Here is a 23,578-nt window from a genome sequence, read left to right as displayed (position 1 = left end):
GACGTAAACTAGCGACGTTATATGACAGGCGTATCACAGCAATTTGACGGGCAGGTGACAGCGGCAGTGACGCCGCTGTGGGGGAATTAAAGCATCAGGAAGGCGTAACCGCTGTTTTCCAGGGTGGCAACGGTGGTGCCGCTGGAGATGGTGTGGGTAACCATCGGGTCGATCCAGTTGCGATCGAGCTGATGAAACGCCACAGACTGATCGCAGATAGTGACCTGAACGCCCGCTTTTTTCAGCTCGCTGATCAGCTTCAGGTTCGGGTTATCGACGCCGTAGGCTTTGCTGAACTGGTCATTATTCAGGGCGGATGAAACGGCGTCGCCGTTAATTGACACCACAAATTTCAGCTGGTCGAGTGGCACACCCGCCGCATAATAGAGGTTGGTGACACGCGCTACGCGCTCCAGACCCAGATTCGGCTTACGAATATCGCCGTCATTGTGGTTAATCTGGAAAACAATTTTATTACTCAGACCCGCTGTCGTGCCGGGTTTAAATGCAGGCGTATCGACATAATGTATTTTGCCGTAGCCTTCGATTGCTGGTGTACTCCAGAAATCAGCAGGCTCGGATTTATTATCTGCCATTTTGCCGCTGACCTTATCGAATAATTCCGGCAACTGTAAAACATTGCCCCCGATAAAGCCGGCTACGGCTGCCATCACTACTAAAGCTGCTGGACGCATTAATTCTTCTCCCGGTCGTTTAAAACATCAATTACATTGCCAGCCACGCGTAGCCCTGATTTTGCAGGGTGGATACGGTGGTCGGACTTGAAAGCGCATGGATAACGGATTTATCAATCCAGTTATTTGGATAGTGATGGAATGCCACAGACTGATCGCAGACCGAGACTTTCACTCCCGCCTGATTCAGCTCATTAATCAGCTTCAGGTTTGGATTTTCGATGCCATAAAACTTTTTAAAATGGGCGTTATCCAGCATGGCTGGGGTCGCGTCACCGGTGACTGACACCACAAACTTCAGCTGGTCGGCCGGAACGCCAGAGGCGATATATAAATTCACCACGCGTGCCACACGCTCCAGTCCCAGATTCGGTGCGGTCATCGCGCCATCGCTTCGGGTGATCTGGAAAACAATTTTGTTGCTCAGGCCCGCGACCGGTTTAAACGCGGCATCAGGCTCGTAATGAATTTTTCCGTACCCTTCAATCGCCGGTGTACTCCAGAATCCTGGGGCTTCCTGTGGCTCGGTGGCAAAATGACGTGTCACTTTGTCGTAAATATCGCCACTCTGTGTGACAGCCGCGCCAACGACGCCGCCAATAATGGCGATTAACGCGTATGAAACAACTGAACGCATAACACTTCTCTCCGGCAAATAATGTCTGGCAGATTCAGGACTGAATCAGGTCGGCTATCTATACCACAGGGCCGGTATAATTCTCGCTTCTGTAAATCCGGGTCAACGCACGGCTGATAACCGCTGAAATTATTCATGTCAGGAATTAATCGAAAATTTTCATCATGCGGTAAAAAGAGTCTTACCGGGAATGGACCTGGCTATTTCGCCTGCTGGCTTTGGGTATGAACGTAACCGGAATAAATAGCAGCCAGGCTAATCTGGAATCAGGAAGCGTAAAGCAGCAGGGACGATTTACATTATCGATGACGGAGAGACGTTTCACGGCTTAGCGCGCGGAGTTTTTTCAGAGTAGACCTGGAAAAAGTCATGCCATATTCAGTTTTTTTGAGTGAATTTACATAACTTTATAAAAATAACGTGAACTGCGTCGGGTGTCAGACAGCATATTCTGCTTTAAACCGCTGGAGCACTACCGCAATAGAGAGCTAAGCGGCAACTTAAGTGCCTGCGACCCCGGCGACAACGCGCCAGCCTTCAGTCGTTTAACCGCCGTTTAAGCTGGCAGGATGTTCAATTTTTTTCTTCATAATCGGCAATCTTGCACAAATCGCGCCGGGCGTCTGGCAGAAAACGACATTTCTTTCTTTTGGTGCTCTGGTTAAGATAGTCACGAACCGTCGTTATCTGCGAAAAATGGAACATTCCCGCTGCGCACCTGTCCATTTTCAGGGCCTCTCTACAGGATTAAGGCATGTTGAACCGGTTAAAGAAAACGCTGATCGCCGCGCTCCTTCCGACGCTCATTTTCACCACGCTGACACCTGCCAGGGCTGATGTCAGTGATTCACTTCCCGATATTGGCACCACGGCCGGTTCGACGCTGTCGATTAATCAGGAACTGCAGATGGGCGACTTCTATGTGCGCCAGCTGCGCGCCAGTGCGCCGCTGATCAACGATCCGCTGCTCAATCAGTACATTAATCAGCTGGGACAGCGGCTGGTGTCGCACGCCGACTCGGTGAAAACACCCTTCCACTTCTATCTGATCCAGAACGATGAGCTTAACGCTTTTGCCTTTTTTGGTGGCAACGTGGTGCTGCACTCGGCGCTGTTCCGCTTTACGGATAATGAAAGCCAGCTGGCCTCCGTCATGGCGCATGAAATCTCACACGTCACCCAGCGCCATCTGGCGCGCGCCATGGAAGATCAGAAGCGCAATGCGCCGCTGACCTGGGTCGGTGCGCTCGGCTCTATTCTGCTGGCGATGGCGAGTCCGCAGGCCGGCATGGCCGCACTGACTGGCACCCTGGCCGGTACGCAGCAGGGGATTATCAGCTTTACCCAGGGCAATGAGCAGGAAGCCGACCGCATCGGGATTCAGGTGCTGCAGCGCTCAGGGTTCGACCCTCAGGCGATGCCAAACTTTCTGCAGAAGCTGGCCGATCAGAGCCGCTTCTTCTCGAAACCGCCTGAAATCCTGCTGACGCATCCCCTGCCCGACAGCCGTCTGGCGGATGCCCGCAACCGCGCCAACCAGATGCGGCCGGTGGTGGTGCAATCCACTCAGGACTTCTATTTCGCCAAAGTCCGATCGCTGGGTATGTACTCCACCGGGCGTAATCAGCTTACCGATGAACTGCTGAGTCAGTATGCCAGCGGCAATTCCCGTGAGCAGCTGGCGTCACAATATGGCAAAGCCATACAGTTTTTGCAGGCGAAGAGTTATGCCGATGCGAAGCGAATCATCACGCCGCTGCTGGCAAAGCAGCCCAGTAATGTCTGGTTCCTGGACATCATGTCGGACATCGACATCGGCCTGAATCAGCCACAACAGGCCATCGCCCTGCTCACCGCCGCCACCGGTGCCAGAAACAGCCCGGTGGTGCAGCTCAACCTGGCGAATGCCTATGTGGAAGCGAAACAGTATGCCAGTGCCAGCCGTATTCTGAACCGCTATACCTGGGACAATAAAGACGATCCCAACGGCTGGGATCTCCTGGCTCAGGCCTCTGCGCAGCAGGGACTGCATGATGAAGAGTTATCGGCGCGGGCAGAGAGTCTGGCGCTGAATGGCCAGCTTGATCAGGCGATCACAACTCTGAGCAGCGCCAGCGCACAGGTGCCGCTCGGCAGCCTGAAGCAGGCGCGCTACGATGCCCGTATCGATCAGCTGCGCCAGTTACAACAGCGCTTTAAGCAGTATCAGAAAGGCTAAGCCCTCACGCTGCCAGCGCGGCGTGAAGAGAGAATAAAAGGAGAGTCTGAGATGGTGACGATTTATCACAACCCGCGCTGCAGCAAGAGCCGCGAAACGCTGGCGCTGCTGAACGCCCGCGGCATTGAGCCGGAAGTGGTGCTCTATCTGCAGACGCCGCCCGATCGCGAAACAGTGCAAATCCTGTTACAGAAACTGGGGATGCAGAGCGCACGAGAGTTAATGCGGACGAAAGAGGCAATCTACAGCGAGCTGGCGCTCGGCGACAAAGGCGAAAGTGCGCTGCTGGATGCGCTGGTTGAAAATCCGGTGCTGATTGAAAGACCGATTGTGATCAATGGCGACAGGGCGCGGATCGGACGTCCGCCGGAAGCGGTGCTCGACATTCTTTAAAGGCCGAGCGTCTCTTTAACAAAGGGAATGGTGAGTTTACGCTGCGCGCTGATCGAGGCGCGATCAAGCCGATCCAGCGTATCAAACAGCGTGCGCATTTCACGATCCAGTCGCTTCAGCAGGAAGCGACCCACATCTTCCGGCAGCTCAAATCCGCGTAATCCGGCACGCAGTTGCAGCGCCTGCAGTTTGTCTTCATCAGAGAGCGGCTGCAGTCGATAGATCTGTCCCCAGTCCAGCCGTGAAGCGAGATCGGGCAGCTGCAGATTCAGCTGGCGTGGCGGACGATCGCCGGTAATAAACAGGCGCGTATTGCCGGTTTCCAGAATACGGTTATAGAGATCGAAGATCGCCATTTCCCACTCCGGCTCGCCTGCAATGCATTCGATGTTATCGATGCAGACCAGCGACAGCTGCTCCATCCCTTCCAGCACTTCCGGTACAAACCAGGTGCGTTTATCCAGCGGAACGTAACCGACCGCTTCGCTGCGCGCTGACATTTCGGCGCACGCGGCGTGCAGCAGATGGCTCCGCCCACCGCCTTCGCGTGACCAGAAGTAGAGATAGCTGCCATGTTGTTGATTGAGAGCGCCTTTCAGGGCGGCAATCAGCGACGGGTTTTCCCCCGGCCAGAAGCTGGAGAAGGTTTCATCGTCAGGTAAATAGAGTGGCAATGACAATTGTGCCGGCGTGTTCAGAAGCACCTCAGCAAGAGAACAAGCAAAAAATCGGGGGAAGTCTAACACAGTTTTCAGAAAGAGATGAATGGGGCGTCCCTGCCCCGGATCCTGTCAGGCTCACTGCGATCAATGCTCGCGCGGTTCCTCAGCCTCCAGCACTACTTCTTCCGGACGTAGCCACGAGATCACCCGGAAGATCAGCGCAAGGCCGACACCCACGATCGTCGCCAGCGCCATGCCTTTCAGCTCTGCCGCGCCGATATGCACCTTCGCACCGCTGACGCCAATGATCAGGATCACCGAGGTGAGGATCAGGTTCTGCGCTTTGTTGTAATCCACTTTGGATTCGATCAACACGCGGATACCGGATGCGCCAATCACGCCATACAGCAGCAGCGACACGCCGCCCATGACCGGAACCGGGATCGCCTGGATCACCGCCGCCAGTTTGCCGACGCAGGAGAGCAGGATCGCCAGAATCGCCGCGCCACCAATCACCCAGGTACTGTAGACGCGGGTAATCGCCATCACACCGATGTTTTCACCGTAGGTCGTATTCGGCGTGGAGCCAAAGAAGCCGGAGATCACGGTCGACAAGCCGTTGGCGAACATCGAACGATGCAGGCCAGGGTCGCGAATCAGATCTTTTTTCACGATGTTGGCAGTGACCACCAGATGACCGATATGCTCGGCGATGACCACCAGCGCCGCAGGCAGAATCGTCAGCATCGCCACCCACTCAAAGCGCGGCGTATAGAAGGTGGGTAGCGCAAACCACGGGGCTTTGACCACGCCGCTCCAGTCAACGATGCCCATAAACGCAGAGAGCAGATACCCCGCTACTACGCCCACCAGAATCGGGATGATCGCCAGGAAGCCACGGAACAGCACGGAACCGAAGACCGTGACGCCCAGCGTGACCAGCGAAATCAGCACGGTTTTACTGTCGGGCGCGCTGCCTTCTGCGGGCAGCAGGCCGGCCATATTCGCCGCCACACCCGCCAGTTCCAGACCGATGACGGCGACAATCGCGCCCATCGCCGCAGGCGGAAACATCACGTCGAGCCAGCCGGTGCCGGCGCGTTTCACAATCAGCGCCACGATACAGAACAGCACGCCGCACAGGATAAATCCGCCCAGCGCCACCTCATAACCCAGCGGCAGCAACAGCAGCACCGGCGAGATAAAGGCAAAGCTTGAACCGAGGTAGGCGGGAATTTTGCCTTTACAGATAAAGAGATAAATCAGTGTGCCGACGCCGTTGAATAACAGCACCGTCGCCGGGTTGATGTGGAACAGAATCGGAACCAGTACCGTGGCACCAAACATGGCGAACAGGTGTTGCAGGCTGAGTGGAATGGTTTGCAGTAACGGCGGTCGTTCACTGACGCCAATGGCGCGACGAGTCATCATTTATCCCCTTATGTTTTTTTATCCCCGGAGATTCGCGCCTCTGGCACAGCAGCAGTGAAGCCGGTGCGCCTTGCGGCAGACCGAATCCTTTCGGGGCGTTTTTTTTGCCAAAAAAAAGCCGACTCTCTGGTCGGCTGTGCGATTTATTTGGTTCCGAAAATCTTGTCCCCGGCATCGCCGAGCCCGGGAATGATGTAACCCTTTTCGTTCAGTCCCTGATCCACTGACGCAGTGTAAAGCTCGACGTCAGGGTGCGCTTTCTCCAGCGCGGCAATCCCTTCTGGTGCGGCAACCAGAACCAGCACTTTGATGCTGGTGCAGCCCGCTTTCTTCAGCAGGTCGATAGTGGCAATCATGGAGCCACCGGTCGCCAGCATCGGGTCGACCACCAGCGCCAGGCGCTCTTCGATGTTAGAGACCAGCTTCTGGAAATAGGGAACCGGCTCCAGAGTCTCTTCATCACGGTAAACACCGACCACGCTGATACGTGCGCTGGGAACGTGCTCCAGCACCCCTTCCATCATGCCCAGGCCGGCACGCAGGATCGGGACCACCGTGATTTTTTTGCCTTTGATCTGATCGATCTCTACCGGGCCGTTCCAGCCCTCAATGGTGACGCGCTCTGTTTCCAGATCGGCGGTCGCTTCGTAGGTCAGCAGGCTGCCCACTTCAGAGGCCAGCTCGCGAAAACGCTTTGTACTGATATCATGCTCACGCATCAGGCCCAGTTTATGTTTGACCAGCGGGTGTCTGACTTCCACGATCTTCATTGGTGTTCTCCCGGAATGAGTTGAGCTAAAAAAAATCGCGGGATTATACCGCCTTTTGCGCTCTGCGCCACCTGCTCTTGCGCAAAGCCGCGGGATTTACCAGGACAAAGAGAGGATTAATGAAAATCGCCTGATGCGCAATCCCGGACTCGCAAACGTTTGCCTGCACTGATAGAATTGCCGCGCTTTATTTTAAACCACCAACCGCAATTCGCGTGGGGACCTCGCAGTGACCGACAAAACCTCTCTCAGTTACAAAGACGCCGGTGTGGATATTGATGCTGGTAACGCTCTGGTTGACCGTATTAAAGGCGTAGTGAAAAAGACGCGTCGCCCGGAAGTGATGGGTGGACTGGGCGGTTTTGGTGCGCTTTGCGCGCTGCCGCAAAAATACCGTGAACCTGTGCTGGTCTCCGGCACCGATGGCGTTGGCACCAAGCTGCGTCTGGCGATGGATCTCAAACGTCACGATGCCATTGGCGTTGACCTGGTCGCGATGTGCGTTAACGACCTGGTGGTTCAGGGCGCTGAGCCGCTCTTCTTCCTCGACTACTACGCCACCGGCAAACTGGATGTGGATACCGCCTCTGCGGTGATCACCGGCATCGCCGAAGGTTGTCTGCAGTCGGGTTGTGCGCTGGTAGGCGGTGAAACCGCTGAGATGCCAGGCATGTATCATGGCGAAGATTACGACGTGGCCGGTTTCTGTGTCGGCGTGGTGGAAAAGTCAGAAATTATTGATGGCAGCAAGGTGCAGGATGGCGACGTACTGATCGCCCTCGGCTCAAGCGGCCCGCACTCCAACGGCTATTCGCTGGTGCGCAAGATTCTGGAAGTCAGCAACACCGATCCGCTGGCGGAACAGCTGGAAGGCAAACCGCTGGCCGATCATCTGCTGGAACCGACCCGCATCTACGTGAAAAATATCCTGAGCCTGATTGAGCAGGTCGATGTGCACGCTATCGCACACCTGACCGGCGGCGGCTTCTGGGAGAATATTCCGCGCGTGCTGCCTGACAATACCCAGGCCGTCATCGACGAGAAGAGCTGGCAGTGGCCGGCGGTCTTCAGCTGGTTACAGCAGGCGGGCAACGTCAGCCGTTTCGAGATGTACCGTACCTTTAACTGTGGCGTCGGCATGATCATTGCCCTCAGCCCGGCTGATGCGGACAAAGCAATTGCGCTGATGCAGGCCGCAGGCGAGAAAGCCTGGAAGCTCGGCGTGATTAAAGCGTCTGATGCCGAAGAGCGTGTGGTCATCAACGGATGAAGAAGCTGGTTGTACTGATTTCCGGCAACGGAAGTAACCTTCAGTCCATCCTTGACGCCTGTGAAAGCGGGCGGATTCACGGCAGCGTCGTTGCCGTGTTCAGCAACCGTGCCGCCGCTTATGGCCTGACGCGGGCGCAGGAGGCGGGGATTCCCGCCCACGCGCTTACCGCCAGCGACTTCGCTGACCGCGAAGCCTTTGATCGTCAGCTCATTGCTGAAATCGAAGCCTACCGTCCGGATCTGATTGTGCTGGCCGGTTATATGCGCATTCTCAGCAGCGCTTTCGTGGCGCATTTTCACGATCGCCTGCTGAATATCCACCCTTCCCTGTTACCGAAATATCCGGGTCTGCATACCCATCGTCAGGCGCTGGAAAATGGCGACAGCGAACATGGCACGTCCGTGCATTTCGTGACGGACGAACTGGATGGCGGTCCGGTGATCCTGCAGGCCAAAGTTCCGGTCTTTCCTGGCGACAGTGAAGCGGAGATTACCGAGCGGGTGCAGCATCAGGAGCACGCGATCTATCCGCTGGTGATCGGCTGGTTTGTCGAGGGTCGTCTGGCGATGCGTGACGGCAAAGCCTGGCTGGATGGCGAACCGCTGCCGCCGCAGGGCTATGCTAACGATTGACGCACCGGAAGCCAGGGCTTCTTATGAAGTACTGGCAGAGTAAAGGCTCAGGGAGCCTATGCCCTCCGTAAAGACGCAAAAAATGCCATCCATGGCAGCTCAGCGCGGGCGATTACGCACCTCATCCCTGAAGTGCGCCCGTTGCCGGGCCAACGCGTTGCGTTGTTCAAAAACGCTCCCGGCGTTTTTGTCCATGGCCCGCGATGCTTTACTACGGGCATAGGCTCCCATCGCTTTAAGCATATGAGCCGTCTGACACAAAAACCTGTTTTGCTCCCGTTGCTGGCTCAGCCGTAACGCCCCGTAATGTAATCTTCAGTCCGTCGCTGCTTCGGCGCGGTGAAAATCCGGTCGGTCTCATCAAACTCCACTAACGCGCCCTGATGCATAAACGCGGTGTAATCTGACACGCGCGAGGCCTGCTGCATGTTGTGCGTCACCAGCACCAGCGTGAAGTGCTGCTTCAGCGTGGTCATTAACTCTTCAATCACCAGCGTGGAGATGGGGTCCAGCGCGGAGGTCGGCTCATCCAGCAGCAGCACTTCCGGCTCAATCGCAATCGCGCGGGCAATCACCAGCCGCTGCTGCTGTCCGGTTGAGAGCGTCAGCGCATTCTGTGACAGCTGATCTTTGACCTCACTCCACAGCGCGGCTGCACGCAGCGCACGTTCACAGGCTTCGTTAAGCACACGCCGATCGCGTACACCCTGCAAACGCAGCCCGTAAACCACATTTTCATAGATCGATTTTGGAAACGGATTGGGCCGCTGGAACACCATGCCGACCCGACGGCGCAGCGCGGAGAGATCCTGCTCCGGCCGCAGGATCGGCTGCGACCCCAGCAGCACATCCCCCTCTACCCGACAGTGATCAATCACGTCATTCATGCGATTAAAGCAGCGCAGCAGCGTCGATTTGCCACAGCCCGACGGGCCAATCAGCGCGGTAATCCTGTTTTTTGGCACCTGCAAAGAAATATCCTGCAGCGCCTGGCGCTCGCCATACCACAGCGACAGATGGTTAACGGTCAGCGCGATATCCGTGTCGGACGTCATAGTCATAGCCTGTTATTGAGTCATAAGGCGATAGCGTTCACGCAGACGGTGACGCAGGCCCATCGCCAGCATATTAAGCGACAGAATAATCAGCACCAGCAGCAGCGCGGTGGCGAACACCAGCGGCCGGTCAGCTTCAATATTCGGACTCTGAAACGCCAGATCGTAAATCTGGAAGCCCAGATGCATAAACTTGCGATCCAGATGCAGATAAGGAAACACCGCATCGACCGGCAGTTCCGGCACCATTTTTACTACGCCAACCAGCATCAGGGGCGCGGTTTCACCGGCGGCACGCGCCACTGCCAGAATCAGGCCGGTCAGCATGGCCGGCACCGCCATCGGCAGCACCACGTTCCACAGCGTTTCTGCCTGGGTCGCCCCCAGCGCCAGCGAGCCCTGCCGCAGGCTGTTGGGGATGCGCGATAAGCCCTCTTCGGTCGCCACAATCACCACCGGCAGCGTGAGTAACGCCAGGGTCAGTGACGCCCACAGCAAGCCCGGCGTGCCAAAAGTGGGATTGGGCAGCGCGCTGGCGAAGAAGAGCTGATCAATGGTGCCGCCCACCAGCCAGACAAAGAAGCCCAGACCAAACACGCCATAAACAATTGAGGGGACGCCCGCCAGATTGACCACCGCGATGCGTACCAGTCTGGTCAGCGCATTGCGTCCGGCATATTCGTGCAGCCAGATGGCGGCGATGACGCCCAGCGGCATCACCACGACCGACATCAGCAGCACCATCAGCACGGTGCCAAAGATCGCCGGAAACGCCCCGGATTCACTTTCGCCCTCGGCAGGTGAGTCACTGACAAACCGCCACAGCTGATGCAGAAAATGCCCGGTTTTGCCGGTCAGCGTCATCGCGTTCGGCTTCCAGCTGTCGACAATTTCGGTCAGCGGGAGCGCATGTTCGGTGCCCTGCACATCCCGCAGAATTAACATGTCACGCTGACTCTGCAGTTGCAGAGAAGCCAGGGTCTCACTCAGCTGATTAAAGCGGCGCTGCAACGCGGCCTGATTGGCCTGATATTCCGATTCTGCCTGCAGATCAAAGCGCCCGGCAGCACGGTTGGTGGCCGCCTGCTCATCCAGCTGCTCACGCTGGCTATTGATGCGCGCCATATCAACGCGGCGAATCTGATTAGCCTGCCGCACCAGCATCTGCACCTGTGCGAGCCGCTGATGCAGCAGCGCATCGGGATCCTGCGCAGTTAACTCTTCATTATCTTCACGCAGGCCGACAAACCAGCCATAGGCCTCACCGTGGCTGCGGCGTTGCAGCACCATGACATCCGCTGGCTGGCTGACATTCGCAGCCGCGCGGCTGTAGACGACGCGGAAATCGGGTGCGTCCCAGTCACGGTTACCGGTTTTGATCAGATAACGGTTCACCAGGCCGCCGCTGTTACCCTGCTCATCGGCCGGAGCCGGAAAGCGTCGCTGATGTTCCAGGGTTTCGCCCAGCAGGCGTGTTTCGCCACCTTCAGGCTGACTGAACGTATAAAGGTCCACGCGCTGCGGCCAGAAAGCGCGCACGCCCTGCCAGGCCAGCAGCCCGATCAGCAGCGTAAAGGCCAGCAGGCAGACGGCGACGGCACCGGCGGTTAACCAGCGCCAGCGGTCATTCTGTCGCATCGCCTTCATGCCTGCTCCTCGTGCTGGCTGTAGCGCTGACGCAGTCGCTGACGGATCAGCTCGGCAACCGTGTTAATCACCAGCGTAAACAGCAGCAGCATCAGGGCGCTGAGAAACAGCACGCGATAGTGGGCACTGCCCGCTGCCGCTTCCGGCATCTCAATGGCAATATTGGCGGAGAGCGCGCGCAGCCCGCTGAACAGGCCACCTTCACTTTGCGGTGTGTTGCCGGTCGCCATCAGCAAAATCATGGTTTCTCCTACGGCCCGTCCCAGACCAATCATCAGGGCGGCAAAAATACCGGCGGACGCACCAGGCAGCACGACGCGGGTCAGGGTCTGCCATGGCGTCGCGCCCAGTGCCAGCGAGCCCTGCCCCAGCGCCGCGGGCACGCTGAACAGCGCATCTTCAGAGAGGGTGAAAATCAACGGCACCAGCGCAAAGCCCATCGCCAGCGCCGCCACCAGCAGATTGCGCTGCTCGTAATGCGGCAGCCAGTCGCCCGCATCCGGTATCACCAACGTGGGCAGCCACAGCGTCAGCAACGTGACCAGCAGCAACAGCGGCAGCAGAAGCAGCACCTCACGGCCGGGCTGACGCCAGCGCGGCGGCAAACGTGCGCTGAACACGCCGCACAGCAGCAGCGAACCCGCCAGCGTCAGCGGCAGCAGCAGCACGCCCACCAGTGCCTGACCAATATGCGGCGCGAGCCAGATCCCGGCAATCAGCCCCACCACGACGCTCGGCAGCGCGCCCATCATCTCGATTGCCGGTTTAACCCAGCGTCGCAGGCCTGGTGCCATAAACCACGCGGTGTACATTGCCGCAGCCAGCGCCAGCGGCGTAGCAAACAGTAGCGCAAGACTGGCCGCTTTCAGCGTCCCCATCACCATCGGCATCAGGCTGAACTTAGCCTGATAGCTGTCACCGGCCGCGGTCGATTGCCAGACCCAGTCGGGGCCGGGGTAGTTTTCATACCAGATTTTTTGCCAGAAATTGCGCCAGGTGACGTCCGGCCACGGATTGTCGAGTCGCAGCGTCTGCCAGCTTCCCGGCCGCTCAATCAGCAGGCTGTCGCCACGGGGAGAAAACTGCGCCTGCACAATGCCAGGCTCCAGCTGACGCTGCAGTATCGGGCCATTCTGCTTGCTGGCGAACAGGCGCAGCATCCCCTGTTTACTGAGCGTCGCAAACACACGCCGTCGTGATTCCGTCACCAGAATCGTCTCGCCATCGCTGTCGGCAAAGGTCCGGATACGCTGCAGGCGTGGCCCCTGATCGCTGGCAATCGCGAACCACTGCGTGACGCCGCTGTGATCCTGAATCAGCAGGCTTCGGCCACCCACCAGCAGATGCAGACTGGTCGGACGCGCCGGCAGAGTGTGGGTTTCGCGCAACACTGCCCGGTCATCATCAAGTTGCCAGACCCGCAGCAGAGTGCCTTCGGTGGTATAGAGCAGATCGCCGGATGGCGAGAGCGCCAGCAAATCCAGCTGACGTTGTGGCAGCGGAATAATCGAGGCCTGGCGATCGGTGCCCAGCGTCAGCACCCGAAGTCCCGCCTCGGTGAGTGCGGCAATGCGCCACTGACCTGCATGGCGCGTCGCCAGCGCCATCTTCGTCACCGCGCCATCGGGCAGATGAAAAGGTTTGTCGCCCAGCGGGAAACGCCACTGATGGTCGGTTGTGGGCTGCATCAGCGTCAGCGCGCCCTGCATATTCAGCAGCAGCGTCTGCCCATCGGCACTCTGCACGGCGTCATCGGGTGCAGGGGTCAGGGCCAGCGCCGGTTCTGCAGGCTGACCATCCAGCGGAATAAAACGGGCCGCACCGCGCGCGCTGATACGCCAGCCAACATTGCCCTGATTACCAATCGCTAAGGCTGGCGCACGATCCCAGAGTTGCTGACTGGCCGCCACTTGCAGGCCTGGCGCATTAAACAGCGGTAACACCACGCCAATCAGCCAGCAGAACAGCAGCAGCATCAACAGCAGGATCGCCACGCCACAACAGGTGACCAGCCGCCGCGTCAGACGGTCAACGGCACGACGCTTGCGATCGCTGAATTGGACAGGAATGTGGTTTGCGCTCATGCGGTTCCGGTGGCAGCCTGAAATAAGCCGCTATGTTGCCCGTAGCCGATTGATAAGACAACTCCTGGCGTTGGACAACGCTGCCATACTCTCGCCATAATGTTGGTGGATACTGGATCTTCAGTCCTGCAACCGCTAAATGGAGTGAGAATGGGTCAGGTAAAGCTTTATATTGAAAAAGAATTAAGCTGGTTATCCTTTAATGAACGGGTTTTGCAGGAAGCAGCAGACAAAAGCAATCCACTGATTGAGCGGATGCGCTTTCTGGGGATCTACTCCAACAACCTCGACGAATTCTATAAAGTGCGTTTCGCCGACCTCAAACGCCGCATTCTGATTGGTGAAGAGCAGGGTTCTGCCAGTACGCCACGCCATCTGTTTAAGAAAATTCAGCAGCGGGTGATGAAGTCCGATCTGGAGTTTGATGCGCTTTATAACGATCTGCTGCTGGAGATGGCACGCAATCAGATCTTCCTGATCAATGAACGTCAGCTCTCAGCCAATCAGCAGGCGTGGCTGCGCCACTATTTCAAACATGAACTGCGCCAGCATATCTCGCCGATCCTGATCACCCAGGAAACGGATCTGACCGAATTCCTTAAAGATGACTACACCTATCTGGCGGTTGAGATTATTCGCGGTGACAATATTCAGTATGCGCTGCTGGAGATCCCATCCGACAAAGTACCGCGTTTCATCAATTTACCGGCAGAGCCGCCGCGCCGCCGTAAGCCGATGATCCTGCTGGACAACATTTTACGTTACTGCCTGGATGACATTTTTAAAGGCTTCTACGACTACGACGCGCTCAACGCCTATTCAATGAAAATGACGCGTGACGCCGAGTACGACCTGGTCACGGAGATGGAATCGAGCCTGCTGGAGCTGATGTCCTCCAGCCTGAAGCAGCGACTGACGGCGGAACCGGTGCGTTTTGTCTATCAGCGCGATATGCCCGACACGATGGTGTCGCTGCTGTGCCACAAGCTTTCTATCTCTAACCTGGACTCCATCCTGCCAGGCGGCCGCTACCACAACTTCAAAGACTTTATCGGCTTCCCGAACGTCGGCAAAAATAACCTTGTGAACCGCCCGCTGCCGCAGATTCGCCACATTGGGTTTGATGGCTTCCGCAACGGCTTCGATGCGATTCGCGATCGCGATGTGCTGCTCTACTATCCGTACCACACCTTTGAGCATGTGCTGGAGTTGCTGCGTCAGGCGTCGTTTGACCCGAGCGTGCTGGCGATCAAAATCAACATTTACCGCGTTGCGAAACACTCCCGCATCATGGATGCGATGATCCATGCCGCCTATAACGGTAAAAAAGTCACGGTGGTGGTGGAGTTGCAGGCGCGCTTTGATGAAGAAGCCAACATCTACTGGGCGAAACGCCTGACCGAAGCGGGCGTGCATGTGATTTTCTCTGCGCCGGGCCTGAAAATCCACGCCAAGCTGTTCCTGATTTCACGCCGCGAAGGCGAAGAGATTGTCCGTTATGCGCATATCGGTACCGGCAACTTTAACGAGAAAACCGCGCGCCTCTATACCGACTACTCACTGCTGACCGCGGATGCGCGCATCACCAATGAAGTGCGCCGGGTGTTCAACTTTATTGAGAATCCTTACCGGCCTGTGACGTTCGATCACCTGATGGTGTCGCCGCAGAACTCGCGCCGGATGCTGTATGAACTGATCGATACCGAAATCGCCAACGCCCAGCAGAATAAGCCCTGCGGCATTACTCTGAAAATCAACAATCTGGTGGACAAAGGTCTGGTTGATCGGCTTTATACAGCCTCCAGCGTAGGGGTGAAGGTTAATCTTCTGGTGCGCGGAATGTGTTCATTGATCCCTGATTTGCCTGGGATCAGTGAAAATATTCGTGTCATCAGTATTGTTGACCGTTATCTGGAACACGATCGCGTCTATATTTTTGAGAATGGCGGCGATAAAAAGGTGTTCCTCTCCTCCGCTGACTGGATGACACGTAATATCGATTACCGCATCGAAGTGGCAGTGGCGATCCTCGATCCCCACATCCGGCAGCGCATACTCGACATTATTGCTATTCAGTTGAGTGATACGGTGAAAGCCCGCATCGTCGATAAAGAGTTGAGTAACCATTACGTCCAGCGTGGCAATCGCCGTAAAGTGCGCTCGCAGCTGGCCATTTATGATTACATCAAGAACCTGGAACAACCTGAATAAATCCTATGCCAATTTCTCATAAAAGTACGCCAAAACCCCAGGAGTTTGCGGCGATTGACCTGGGCTCGAACAGTTTCCATATGGTGATTGCGCGGGTTGTCGATGGTGCGATGCAGGTACTGGGCCGCCTTAAGCAGCGCGTCCATCTGGCTGACGGGCTGGATGCTCAACATAACCTCAGCGAAGAAGCGATGGAGCGGGGCTTAGCCTGTCTGGCCCTGTTCGCCGAGCGTCTCCAGGGGTTCAGTCCCAGCAACGTGACGATTGTCGGCACCCATACGCTGCGCGAGGCGATTAACGCCGAAACTTTCCTGCAGCGCGCTGCCGAGGTGATCCCCTACCCGATCGAGGTGATTTCGGGCCATGAAGAGGCCCGTCTGATCTTCATGGGCGTTGAACACACGCAGCCGGAGAAAGGTCGCAAGCTGGTGATCGACATCGGCGGCGGCTCTACCGAACTGGTGATTGGTGAGGATTTTGAACCGCAACTGGTCGAGAGCCGGCGCATGGGTTGCGTCAGTTTCGCCCAGCTCTATTTCCCGAAAGGCGAAATCAGCCGTGAAAACTTCCGTCGCGCCCGTTTAGCGGCTGCGCAGAAGCTGGAGACGCTGGCGTGGCAATATCGTCTGCATGGCTGGCAGTATGCGCTGGGCGCCTCCGGTACCATCAAAGCCGCCTGCGAAGTGCTGCAGGCGATGGATGAGAAAGAAAAGCTGATTACCCCTGAGCGTCTCGAAAAGCTCTATGACGAAGTGATGAAACACAAATCCTTCTCTGCCCTGAGCCTGCCGGGCCTGTCAGAAGAGCGCAAAGGCGTGTTTGTGCCAGGACTGGCGATTCTCTGCGGCGTCTTTGATGCGCTGGCGATTCGCGAGCTGCGTCTTTCCGACGGTGCGCTGCGTGAAGGCGTGCTCTATGAGATGGAGGGCCGTTTCCGTCATCAGGATATTCGCAGCCGTACGGCGCAAAGTCTGGCGAACCATTACGCCATCGACAGCGATCAGGCGCGACGCGTGCTGGAAACCACCGAGCAGCTCTATCTGCAGTGGAGCGAGCAGAACCCAAAACTCGCGAATCCGCAGCTGGCGGCACTGCTGAAATGGGCGGCGATGCTGCACGAAGTGGGCCTGACCATCAATCACAGCGGTCTGCAGCGCCATTCCGCCTACATTCTGCAAAATACCAACCTGCCGGGCTTCAATCAGGATCAGCAGATGCTGCTGGCGGCGCTGGTCAGATTCCATCGTAAAGCGGTGAAGCTGGATGAGTTGCCACGGGTCACGCTGTTCAAGAAAAAGCAGTTTGTGCCGCTGATTTTCCTGCTGCGCCTGGGTACCCTGCTGAATAATCAGCGCCAGGCTACCACGCGTCCGGATGCATTAACCCTGAAATGCGATGACGGCCACTGGACGCTGATTTTCCCGGCGGGCTACTTTGCGCAGAACAACCTGGTTCAGCTCGATCTTGAACGCGAGCAGGTTTACTGGGACGACGTCACGGGATGGAAACTGATCCTCGAAGAGGAAGTCTGACAATACGGGCGCCTGGCGCCCGTTTAACTGAAATGATGAATATGACACAACCAACCGCACCACTTTCAGGCGAAAACTATTTTGCCGAAACCTATGGTTTAACGCCGCCCCACTCCGAAGTGGTTGCGGCTCTGCCCCAGCTCAACGTCGGCAAGGCGCTTGACCTTGGCTGTGGCGTGGGACGCAATACGCTGTTTCTGAATCAGCACGGTTTTGACGTCACGGCGTGGGATCATAATCCGCAAAGCCTGGCGCGCCTGCAGGACATTATTGCGCAGGAAAATCTCAGCGGGATTCACACCGAGCAGCGCGACCTGAACAACACGCGCTTCAATGGCGGCTTTAACTTTGTGCTGTCGACCGTGGTAATGATGTTTCTGCAGCCGCAGACCATCCCGCAGCTGATTGCCGACATGCAGGCCTGTACGGTCAGGGATGGTTTTAACCTGATTGTGGCAGCGATGAACACGGACGATATGCCCTGCCCGGCTGATTTTTCTTTTGCTTTCAGGTCAGGCGAATTAAGTCACTACTACCGCAACTGGCACATCGTGAAGTACAACGAGCATCCTGGTCAGCTGCATCGTAAAGATGAAAATGGCAATCGCATTACCTGCCGCTTTGCTACGCTGCTGGCGCAAAAAGCGAGTTACTGATCTTTATCTGCTGTTTTTTTCAACAGCGATTGATTTCATCTGGGGACTGTGACTAAATATTGCAGTCGCCCAAGATGGGCTCATTACAGGAACCACCCCGCGTGAACAGCGCTATTTCTCCCCGAAGACGTCAAAAAACCGGCACCATGACCCGCATTGTGCTGCTGATTAGTTTTATCATTCTCTTTAGTCGCCTGATTTTTATCCTGCCTGCTGCCTTCGAGCATCATCAGCAACAGAAAGCTATTCCTGGACCGGTCACCGTTACATCAGGTGATACGCGTTAACGAATACTGACTTTTCGCCTGAAACGTAAATGATATCCAGATAACTGGACTCTTTTTTGCATCCCTTTTTCAGGCGAAACGCTACACTTCGTGCTGGTGCTTTCAGACTAAGGGATCCAATGTGTCTGCTTCTCAATCTCAACGTTTAAGTGAAATACGTCATCGCATTCTGACGCTGCTGCTCAACGAGCACGATCTGGTTGATGCTCTGCTGGAGAAATCCGGCGATCTCAATCCTGAACAGCAACGTGAAAATGCGGCCCAGCGTGATGCGCTGGAACAGGACATTCTGCAACTGCATGCCGCTGACCTCGCGGATATTCTCGAAGCCCTGCCCGAAGAAGAACGTCAGGCGCTGTGGCGACTGGTACCGAACGAGCGGCGCGGCCATGTGCTGGTTGAAGCCTCTGAAACGGTCTGGGCCAGCCTCACCGAAGAGATGAGCGACCGCGATATCCTGCGTGCTATTCAGCCGCTGGATATTGACGACCAGGTCTGGCTGGCGCGTTATCTGCCGCGTGACCTGACCGGACGCCTGCTGGCGACCGTAGAACCAGCCCTGCGCGCCCGCATGCTCGATATGGTGCAGCTCGACCGTGACCGCGTGGGCCGGGTGATGGATTTTAATATCCTGACGGTGCGCGACGATGTCACCCTGGCGACGGTGCAGCGTTTTCTGCGCAAGCGCAAAAGCATGCCGGGCGGTACCGATAAGCTGTTTATCACCAATAAAGAGAATCAGCTGCTGGGCGAGCTGCTGCTGACGGATATCCTGCTTAACAAACCCAAAACGCTGGTCAGCGACGTCATGAACGCGCGTCCTACTACCTTCCAGCTCAACGATAAGGCCGAAGACGCCGCCAGCGCCTTTGAGCGTTATAACCTCATCTCTGCCGCCGTCACCGACGCGAAGGGCAAACTGATTGGCCGTGTGACCATTGAAGACATTATCGACCTGGTGAATGCCGAAAACGAAAGTAACATTCGTAAAATGGGCGGTATCAGTCAGGAAGAGGATGTCTTCGCGCCGGTGCGTAAATCGGTGCGTAAACGCTGGGCCTGGCTGGCGATAAATCTCTGCACCGCCTTTGTCGCCTCGCGGGTTATCGGTCTGTTTGAGGGAACCATTTCGCAAATCGTGGCCCTCGCGACCCTGATGCCGATCGTCGCGGGTATCGGCGGTAATACCGGCAATCAGACCATCACCATGATTGTGCGGGCGCTGGCCTTACATCAGGTTGAACCGGGTAACTTCTCGTTTCTGATTGTCCGTGAACTTGGCGTGGCGCTGATAAACGGCCTGTTCTGGGGAGGCATCATGGGCGGCATTACCTGGCTCATGTATGACAATATGGCGCTGGGCGGGGTCATGATGCTGGCGATGGCGCTGAACCTGCTGCTGGCCGCGCTGATGGGCGTGCTGGTGCCGCTGGTCATGACCAAAATGAAGCGCGATCCGGCCGTCGGCTCCAGCGTCCTGATCACCGCACTGACCGATACCGGCGGCTTCTTTATCTTCCTGGGACTGGCGACGATCTTCCTGCTGCCACACTGATCAGGCATGCAGGCCGTAACGTTGCAGCGACCCGTTAAGATTGCGTTGCCGCGTTACCTGAGCCAGCTCACGGGTCGCCGCAGGCAGCGTATAGTTGCCACGCTGGCTCAGCCACTCCAGCACATCCGCTAAGTGCCAGATAGCGGTTTTACCGTCATGTACCGGCAGCGGAAACGGCGGGCGGTGGCTGAGCATTAGCTTACGCATATTCTGACGCGTCATGCCGATGATCTCCGCTACATCCGTCAATCCCACAAAATCGGGTGCCGCTTCCACCAGCGTGGCACCCGGTATCGCGCGCAGCACATCCTGTTCCGCCTGCATCAGGACATTCGTTGCAGAGTCAGCCTCCCGGGTAAATTCCAGTGCAATGCGCCCCGGCATCCCCATGCCAATCAAAGCATCATCACAGCCTGCTGCTGCCAGCGTTTCCAGCATCTCATCAACCGGCGCATGCCCTTCTGGCAGGCTGAACCGCAGTGTAAAAGAATATTCCATATGCCTCTCCTTGTACTGCATCAGGACTTCAGATAGTGACAGTTATCAACCACGCGCCGCAGGGCACGGGCATGCTGATGTGCATTTTTCGGTGTGCTCCAGATGCAGGTCAGACAAAACTCCCCGCATCGGCACATCAACAGATTTTTCGGGCAGTACATTTTGCCCCAGGCGTGATGGCCTCCGGTAACCACCAGCCAGCCGTGGGATTCGGCGTAACGTAACGCCATCTCTATCTCTTTACTGGGATGCCGCTTCCTTGCCATATGTGCCCCTATGCTGACGCCGAATGAATGAGTTGTCAACTGACAACTCAATGAATATTTCTTAATATGGTTCAGCATGCGGAGACTTTTTCTCGCAGTAAAACAGTCAGGGTATAAACTGGAAAACGTCACGCAAAAAACGATCGGCAGCAGTAACGATAATTAATGGAGGCAATATGTTTAAAGCAGAGGATTTTGTTCAGTCGAAAACCGGCGGCCCTAAAATGCAGGTGCTGCGCGTCGAAGGCGACACCCTGTGGTGCGCACGCGTTGATGATGCGGCGAAGAAAGAGATCGAAGTGAAGGCAGAGAGCGTCAACCTCTATCACGAAGAGGGTGACTTTGGCGTGTGCTGAAGTGAAACGGCCCCGCTTGCGGGGCCAATCGATCAGGGCTTGTCCTGCTGAAGATTGTCATTGCCCAGGCCGCCGATAAACGGCAGACGCAGCCGGAACGGCGAAAAATCGAGTCCCATGTTCAGACCCAGCAGGTTCACTTCCACGCCCTCTTCTGCACCCAGCGTTACGCCCGCCACACCCAGAATCGACACCTGCACACCCCGTCCGGATGGCGGCAGCCCGATTGGGCGCCACAATGGCCGGTAATCTTTGCCCAGCGCATTAGCGGGCAGATCCAGCCTTAAAGCCGGCACTTCGCGGCCAATGTGCGCCAGGAAGGTGTTGCTGTTCGGTCCGGGCCAGGCGCGGTAAGTTGTCGGCCAGGGATAGGATTTAATGGCGGCCTCTATCTGCGGAATCATCGCTTCGGCTTCCGGTCCGCGATGCTCCACCAGCAGCCGGGGTTTTGCGCCATACCAGTAGCCATCCGGCAGGTTAGTGTTGCGACGAACTTTATCGCCACTGCCCCAGCTGATCACTTCATAGCGCGTGTAGCGTGTTTCACCGGCACGTTTGAAGATAATCCACGGATGCACCGCTACTCGCCCTTTCCAGCCGTAAGTCGGCGCGGCATAGACCTGCACGATAGCCAGGTTATATAAGGCGCGCGGATCGGGCGCTAACCCGGACGAATCACGCCGGGCGGTCGCCCAGCCGCCAGGCTGTGCGGTTTCGCTGTGACGCGTCGCCTGCGCGATGCTGGCCCCCAGCGACAGCAGCAGCACGGCCACAAAAAACAGGCTGAACACTTTGAGTGAGAGCATGACTACATTCCTGATGACGTAAGAATCACGAAACGCCTGAGAAGAAGGCGGTTTCAGTAAGCGGCGGCGTTGGGATAGATCGGTGAAAGCAGGACACAGCTGAAGTGAAGTGCAGGCTTTTACTGCATGGAGGATAGCGTAATTCCCGGCAATGTGAACAGAAAACCGCCAGCCGCGTCAGCGGATGTGGTGAAAGGTTAAAACGGTGAAGCTGCGAGAGGTTGAAGTAATAAAAAAGCCCGCCGGGAGGCGGGCTTCAGAGTCAGAGATTAACCGGCTGAGGCCGGTTTATTCCCACTCAATCGTCGCCGGTGGCTTACCGCTGATGTCATACACCACGCGGGAAATGCCATCGACTTCATTGATGATGCGGTTAGAGACGCGGCCCAGGAAATCATATGGCAGGTGCGCCCAGTGTGCGGTCATAAAGTCGATGGTTTCCACCGCACGCAGCGAGACAACCCAGTCATATTTACGGCCATCACCCATTACGCCGACCGAACGAACCGGCAGGAAGACGGTGAACGCCTGGCTGACTTTGTTGTAGAGATCCGCTTTGTGCAGCTCTTCGATGAAGATGGCATCGGCACGACGCAGCAGGTCGCAATACTCTTTCTTCACTTCGCCCAACACACGCACGCCCAGACCCGGACCCGGGAATGGATGGCGGAACAGCATATCGTACGGCAGGCCCAGCTCCAGACCAATCTTACGTACTTCGTCTTTGAACAGCTCTTTCAGCGGCTCAACCAGGCCCATCTTCATCTCTTTCGGCAGGCCACCCACGTTGTGGTGCGACTTAATGACGTGTGCTTTACCGGTGGCAGACGCCGCCGATTCAATCACGTCCGGATAGATGGTGCCCTGCGCCAGCCACTTAACGTCCTGCAGCTTCAGTGCTTCTTCGTCGAACACTTCCACAAAGACGCGGCCGATGGTTTTACGTTTGGCTTCAGGTTCATCAATACCCGCCAGCGCATCCAGGAAGCGCATCTCAGCCGGTACATGGATGATGTTGAGACCGAAGTGGTCACCAAACATATCCATCACCTGCTCTGCTTCGTTCAGACGCAGCAGGCCGTTGTCCACGAAGACGCAGGTCAGACGGTCGCCGATGGCGCGATGCAGCAGCATTGCGGTCACAGAGGAGTCCACGCCACCAGACAGGCCAAGGATCACCTTGTCGTTACCCACCTGCTCACGCAGGCGCTCAACGGCATCTTCAATGATTTTGGCTGGCGTCCACAGGGCTTCACATTCACAGATGTCGATGATGAAGCGCTCGAGCATCCGCAGACCCTGACGGGTATGGGTCACTTCCGGATGGAACTGCACGCCGTAAAAACGCTTCTCTTCGTTGGCCATGATGGCGAACGGACAGGTTTCTGTGCTGGCAACGGTCACGAAGTCAGCCGGGATCGCCGTGACTTTGTCACCGTGGCTCATCCAGACATCCAGCAGAGGTTTACCGGCGGCGCTGATCGCATCTTCGATATCGCGAACCAGCGCGCTTGGCGTGGTGACTTCGACCTGCGCATAACCGAACTCACGCTCGTTTGAGCCCGCAACGGTGCCGCCCAGCTGCATCGCCATGGTCTGCATTCCGTAGCAGACGCCCAGCACCGGCACGCCAGCGTTGAAGACATATTCAGGGGCACGCGGGCTGTTCAGTTCGGTGGTGCTTTCCGGGCCACCGGAAAGGATGATGCCGCTTGGATTGAACTGGCGAATCTGCTCTTCGGTGACATCCCATGCCCAGAGTTCACAGTAAACGCCCAGTTCGCGCACGCGGCGTGCAACCAGCTGAGTATATTGTGAGCCGAAATCGAGAATCAGAATGCGATGCTTATGGATATTTTCCGTCGTCATTGAGGGGTTTCCAGAACGGTGACTTGATCAATAAAAGCGCCCGGC

Annotated in this window: 22 protein-coding genes; 10 read left to right on the top strand and 12 right to left on the bottom strand. The window is 56.7% G+C overall.

All coding sequences use genetic code 11. The features are described from left to right. Positions 1-86: 86 nt before the first annotated feature. A complete protein-coding gene (locus tag PU624_RS08985; protein WP_033733500.1) occupies positions 87-695 on the bottom strand; it encodes a DsrE family protein in 609 nt (202 codons plus the stop codon). A 31-nt stretch (positions 696-726) separates the two neighbouring features. Then, a complete protein-coding gene (locus PU624_RS08980; protein WP_283547337.1) occupies positions 727-1,332 on the bottom strand; it encodes a DsrE family protein in 606 nt (201 codons plus the stop codon). A gap of 754 nt (positions 1,333-2,086) precedes the next feature. Between PU624_RS08980 and bepA the strand changes: the two genes are divergently transcribed. Both bepA and arsC read left to right on the top strand, forming a co-directional pair. Then, positions 2,087-3,550 carry a beta-barrel assembly-enhancing protease gene (gene bepA / locus PU624_RS08975; RefSeq protein ID WP_283547336.1) on the top strand — a complete coding sequence of 488 codons (1,464 nt, stop codon included), beginning with the start codon at positions 2,087-2,089 and terminating at the stop codon, positions 3,548-3,550. Positions 3,551-3,601: 51 nt separating this feature from the next. Beyond that, positions 3,602-3,943: an arsenate reductase (glutaredoxin) gene (gene arsC, locus PU624_RS08970; RefSeq protein ID WP_283547335.1), complete on the top strand. Its 342-nt coding sequence runs from the start codon at positions 3,602-3,604 to the stop codon at positions 3,941-3,943. On the opposite strand, the gene hda is transcribed toward arsC, so the two are convergent. From hda to upp, 3 genes are all read right to left on the bottom strand, one after another. Continuing rightward, on the bottom strand, positions 3,940-4,641 hold the full coding sequence (gene hda / locus PU624_RS08965) for a DnaA inactivator Hda (RefSeq protein WP_195719715.1): 702 nt from the start codon (positions 4,639-4,641) through the stop codon (positions 3,940-3,942). The two genes, arsC and hda, sit on opposite strands and share 4 nt — an antisense overlap. Positions 4,642-4,749: 108 nt before the next feature. Next, positions 4,750-6,033, bottom strand: a complete 1,284-nt coding sequence (uraA, locus tag PU624_RS08960) for a uracil permease (protein ID WP_179897003.1) — start codon at positions 6,031-6,033, stop codon at positions 4,750-4,752. A gap of 146 nt (positions 6,034-6,179) precedes the next feature. After that, positions 6,180-6,806, bottom strand: a complete 627-nt coding sequence (upp, locus tag PU624_RS08955) for a uracil phosphoribosyltransferase (RefSeq protein WP_009088774.1) — start codon at positions 6,804-6,806, stop codon at positions 6,180-6,182. 229 nt (positions 6,807-7,035) lie between these two features. On the opposite strand from upp, the gene purM reads away from it, so the two are divergent. Beyond that, positions 7,036-8,076, top strand: a complete 1,041-nt coding sequence (gene purM, locus PU624_RS08950; RefSeq protein WP_033783865.1) for a phosphoribosylformylglycinamidine cyclo-ligase — start codon at positions 7,036-7,038, stop codon at positions 8,074-8,076. Continuing rightward, positions 8,073-8,711, top strand: coding sequence for a phosphoribosylglycinamide formyltransferase (gene purN / locus PU624_RS08945; protein WP_283547334.1), 639 nt, complete (start codon positions 8,073-8,075; stop codon positions 8,709-8,711). Before purM ends, purN begins: the two co-directional genes overlap by 4 nt. Positions 8,712-8,998: 287 nt before the next feature. Here the strand turns inward: purN and pstB are convergent, their stop codons facing one another. The 3 genes from pstB to PU624_RS08930 are packed head-to-tail and all read right to left on the bottom strand — an operon-like array spanning position 8,999 to position 13,497. Then, positions 8,999-9,766 (bottom strand): phosphate ABC transporter ATP-binding protein PstB, encoded by a 768-nt coding sequence (gene pstB / locus PU624_RS08940; RefSeq protein WP_502921578.1) that lies wholly within the window; start codon positions 9,764-9,766, stop codon positions 8,999-9,001. 12 nt (positions 9,767-9,778) lie between these two features. Continuing rightward, complete coding sequence (pstA, locus tag PU624_RS08935) at positions 9,779-11,413, bottom strand: phosphate ABC transporter permease PstA (RefSeq protein ID WP_283547332.1); 1,635 nt, start codon at positions 11,411-11,413, stop codon at positions 9,779-9,781. Next, the gene (locus tag PU624_RS08930; RefSeq protein ID WP_283547331.1) at positions 11,410-13,497 is read right to left on the bottom strand and encodes an ABC transporter permease subunit; all 2,088 of its coding nucleotides are present in this window, start codon (positions 13,495-13,497) and stop codon (positions 11,410-11,412) included. The genes pstA and PU624_RS08930 overlap by 4 nt, the downstream gene beginning before the upstream one ends. Positions 13,498-13,647: 150 nt before the next feature. Here PU624_RS08930 and ppk1 point away from each other — a divergent pair, with 150 nt between their 5' ends. The 5 genes from ppk1 (at position 13,648) to mgtE (ending at position 19,738) form a co-directional block, all read left to right on the top strand. Next, entirely contained in the window at positions 13,648-15,708 is a 2,061-nt protein-coding gene (ppk1, locus tag PU624_RS08925) for a polyphosphate kinase 1 (protein ID WP_283547330.1), read from the top strand. A 5-nt stretch (positions 15,709-15,713) separates the two neighbouring features. Then, the gene (ppx, locus tag PU624_RS08920; protein WP_283547329.1) at positions 15,714-17,240 is read left to right on the top strand and encodes an exopolyphosphatase; all 1,527 of its coding nucleotides are present in this window, start codon (positions 15,714-15,716) and stop codon (positions 17,238-17,240) included. A 41-nt stretch (positions 17,241-17,281) separates the two neighbouring features. Next, positions 17,282-17,896 carry a tellurite resistance methyltransferase TehB gene (gene tehB, locus PU624_RS08915; RefSeq protein ID WP_283547328.1) on the top strand — a complete coding sequence of 205 codons (615 nt, stop codon included), beginning with the start codon at positions 17,282-17,284 and terminating at the stop codon, positions 17,894-17,896. A gap of 101 nt (positions 17,897-17,997) precedes the next feature. Continuing rightward, a complete protein-coding gene (locus PU624_RS08910) occupies positions 17,998-18,183 on the top strand; it encodes a YfgG family protein (RefSeq protein WP_283547327.1) in 186 nt (61 codons plus the stop codon). 121 nt (positions 18,184-18,304) lie between these two features. Continuing rightward, positions 18,305-19,738 (top strand): magnesium transporter, encoded by a 1,434-nt coding sequence (mgtE, locus tag PU624_RS08905; protein ID WP_283547326.1) that lies wholly within the window; start codon positions 18,305-18,307, stop codon positions 19,736-19,738. On the opposite strand, the gene PU624_RS08900 is transcribed toward mgtE, so the two are convergent. Together PU624_RS08900 and PU624_RS08895 are read right to left on the bottom strand one after the other, a co-directional pair. Continuing rightward, entirely contained in the window at positions 19,739-20,236 is a 498-nt protein-coding gene (locus tag PU624_RS08900; RefSeq protein WP_283547325.1) for a helix-turn-helix transcriptional regulator, read from the bottom strand. It abuts the gene before it with no gap. A gap of 20 nt (positions 20,237-20,256) precedes the next feature. After that, positions 20,257-20,502 (bottom strand): hypothetical protein, encoded by a 246-nt coding sequence (locus PU624_RS08895; protein WP_283547324.1) that lies wholly within the window; start codon positions 20,500-20,502, stop codon positions 20,257-20,259. A 176-nt stretch (positions 20,503-20,678) separates the two neighbouring features. Between PU624_RS08895 and PU624_RS08890 the strand changes: the two genes are divergently transcribed. Continuing rightward, positions 20,679-20,858 carry a GDFGVC terminal motif YodC-like protein gene (locus PU624_RS08890; RefSeq protein ID WP_022624131.1) on the top strand — a complete coding sequence of 60 codons (180 nt, stop codon included), beginning with the start codon at positions 20,679-20,681 and terminating at the stop codon, positions 20,856-20,858. A 32-nt stretch (positions 20,859-20,890) separates the two neighbouring features. Here the strand turns inward: PU624_RS08890 and PU624_RS08885 are convergent, their stop codons facing one another. After that, the gene (locus PU624_RS08885; RefSeq protein WP_283547323.1) at positions 20,891-21,664 is read right to left on the bottom strand and encodes a DUF3750 domain-containing protein; all 774 of its coding nucleotides are present in this window, start codon (positions 21,662-21,664) and stop codon (positions 20,891-20,893) included. A 288-nt stretch (positions 21,665-21,952) separates the two neighbouring features. Further along, positions 21,953-23,533: a glutamine-hydrolyzing GMP synthase gene (gene guaA, locus PU624_RS08880; protein WP_090958702.1), complete on the bottom strand. Its 1,581-nt coding sequence runs from the start codon at positions 23,531-23,533 to the stop codon at positions 21,953-21,955. Positions 23,534-23,578: the final 45 nt, after the last annotated feature.

The sequence above is a fragment of the Pantoea sp. Lij88 genome (genome assembly GCF_030062155.1).
Taxonomy (GTDB): Bacteria; Pseudomonadota; Gammaproteobacteria; order Enterobacterales; family Enterobacteriaceae; genus Pantoea.
This window is presented reverse-complemented; position numbering and strand designations above follow the sequence as displayed.

Bases quoted from the DNA above. Each gene is read 5' to 3' on its own strand.
- pstB (WP_502921578.1), bottom strand. From the start codon at position 9,766: ATGACGTCCGACACGGATATCGCGCTGACCGTTAACCATCTGTCGCTG.
- PU624_RS08890 (WP_022624131.1), top strand. From the start codon at position 20,679: ATGTTTAAAGCAGAGGATTTTGTTCAGTCGAAAACCGGCGGCCCTAAA.
- tehB (WP_283547328.1), top strand. From the start codon at position 17,282: ATGACACAACCAACCGCACCACTTTCAGGCGAAAACTATTTTGCCGAA.
- arsC (WP_283547335.1), top strand. From the start codon at position 3,602: ATGGTGACGATTTATCACAACCCGCGCTGCAGCAAGAGCCGCGAAACG.
- upp (WP_009088774.1), bottom strand. From the start codon at position 6,806: ATGAAGATCGTGGAAGTCAGACACCCGCTGGTCAAACATAAACTGGGC.
- bepA (WP_283547336.1), top strand. From the start codon at position 2,087: ATGTTGAACCGGTTAAAGAAAACGCTGATCGCCGCGCTCCTTCCGACG.
- ppx (WP_283547329.1), top strand. From the start codon at position 15,714: ATGCCAATTTCTCATAAAAGTACGCCAAAACCCCAGGAGTTTGCGGCG.
- PU624_RS08885 (WP_283547323.1), bottom strand. From the start codon at position 21,664: ATGCTCTCACTCAAAGTGTTCAGCCTGTTTTTTGTGGCCGTGCTGCTG.
- PU624_RS08980 (WP_283547337.1), bottom strand. From the start codon at position 1,332: ATGCGTTCAGTTGTTTCATACGCGTTAATCGCCATTATTGGCGGCGTC.
- ppk1 (WP_283547330.1), top strand. From the start codon at position 13,648: ATGGGTCAGGTAAAGCTTTATATTGAAAAAGAATTAAGCTGGTTATCC.
- PU624_RS08930 (WP_283547331.1), bottom strand. From the start codon at position 13,497: ATGAGCGCAAACCACATTCCTGTCCAATTCAGCGATCGCAAGCGTCGT.
- uraA (WP_179897003.1), bottom strand. From the start codon at position 6,033: ATGACTCGTCGCGCCATTGGCGTCAGTGAACGACCGCCGTTACTGCAA.
- PU624_RS08895 (WP_283547324.1), bottom strand. From the start codon at position 20,502: ATGGCAAGGAAGCGGCATCCCAGTAAAGAGATAGAGATGGCGTTACGT.
- guaA (WP_090958702.1), bottom strand. From the start codon at position 23,533: ATGACGACGGAAAATATCCATAAGCATCGCATTCTGATTCTCGATTTC.
- purN (WP_283547334.1), top strand. From the start codon at position 8,073: ATGAAGAAGCTGGTTGTACTGATTTCCGGCAACGGAAGTAACCTTCAG.
- PU624_RS08900 (WP_283547325.1), bottom strand. From the start codon at position 20,236: ATGGAATATTCTTTTACACTGCGGTTCAGCCTGCCAGAAGGGCATGCG.
- PU624_RS08985 (WP_033733500.1), bottom strand. From the start codon at position 695: ATGCGTCCAGCAGCTTTAGTAGTGATGGCAGCCGTAGCCGGCTTTATC.
- pstA (WP_283547332.1), bottom strand. From the start codon at position 11,413: ATGAAGGCGATGCGACAGAATGACCGCTGGCGCTGGTTAACCGCCGGT.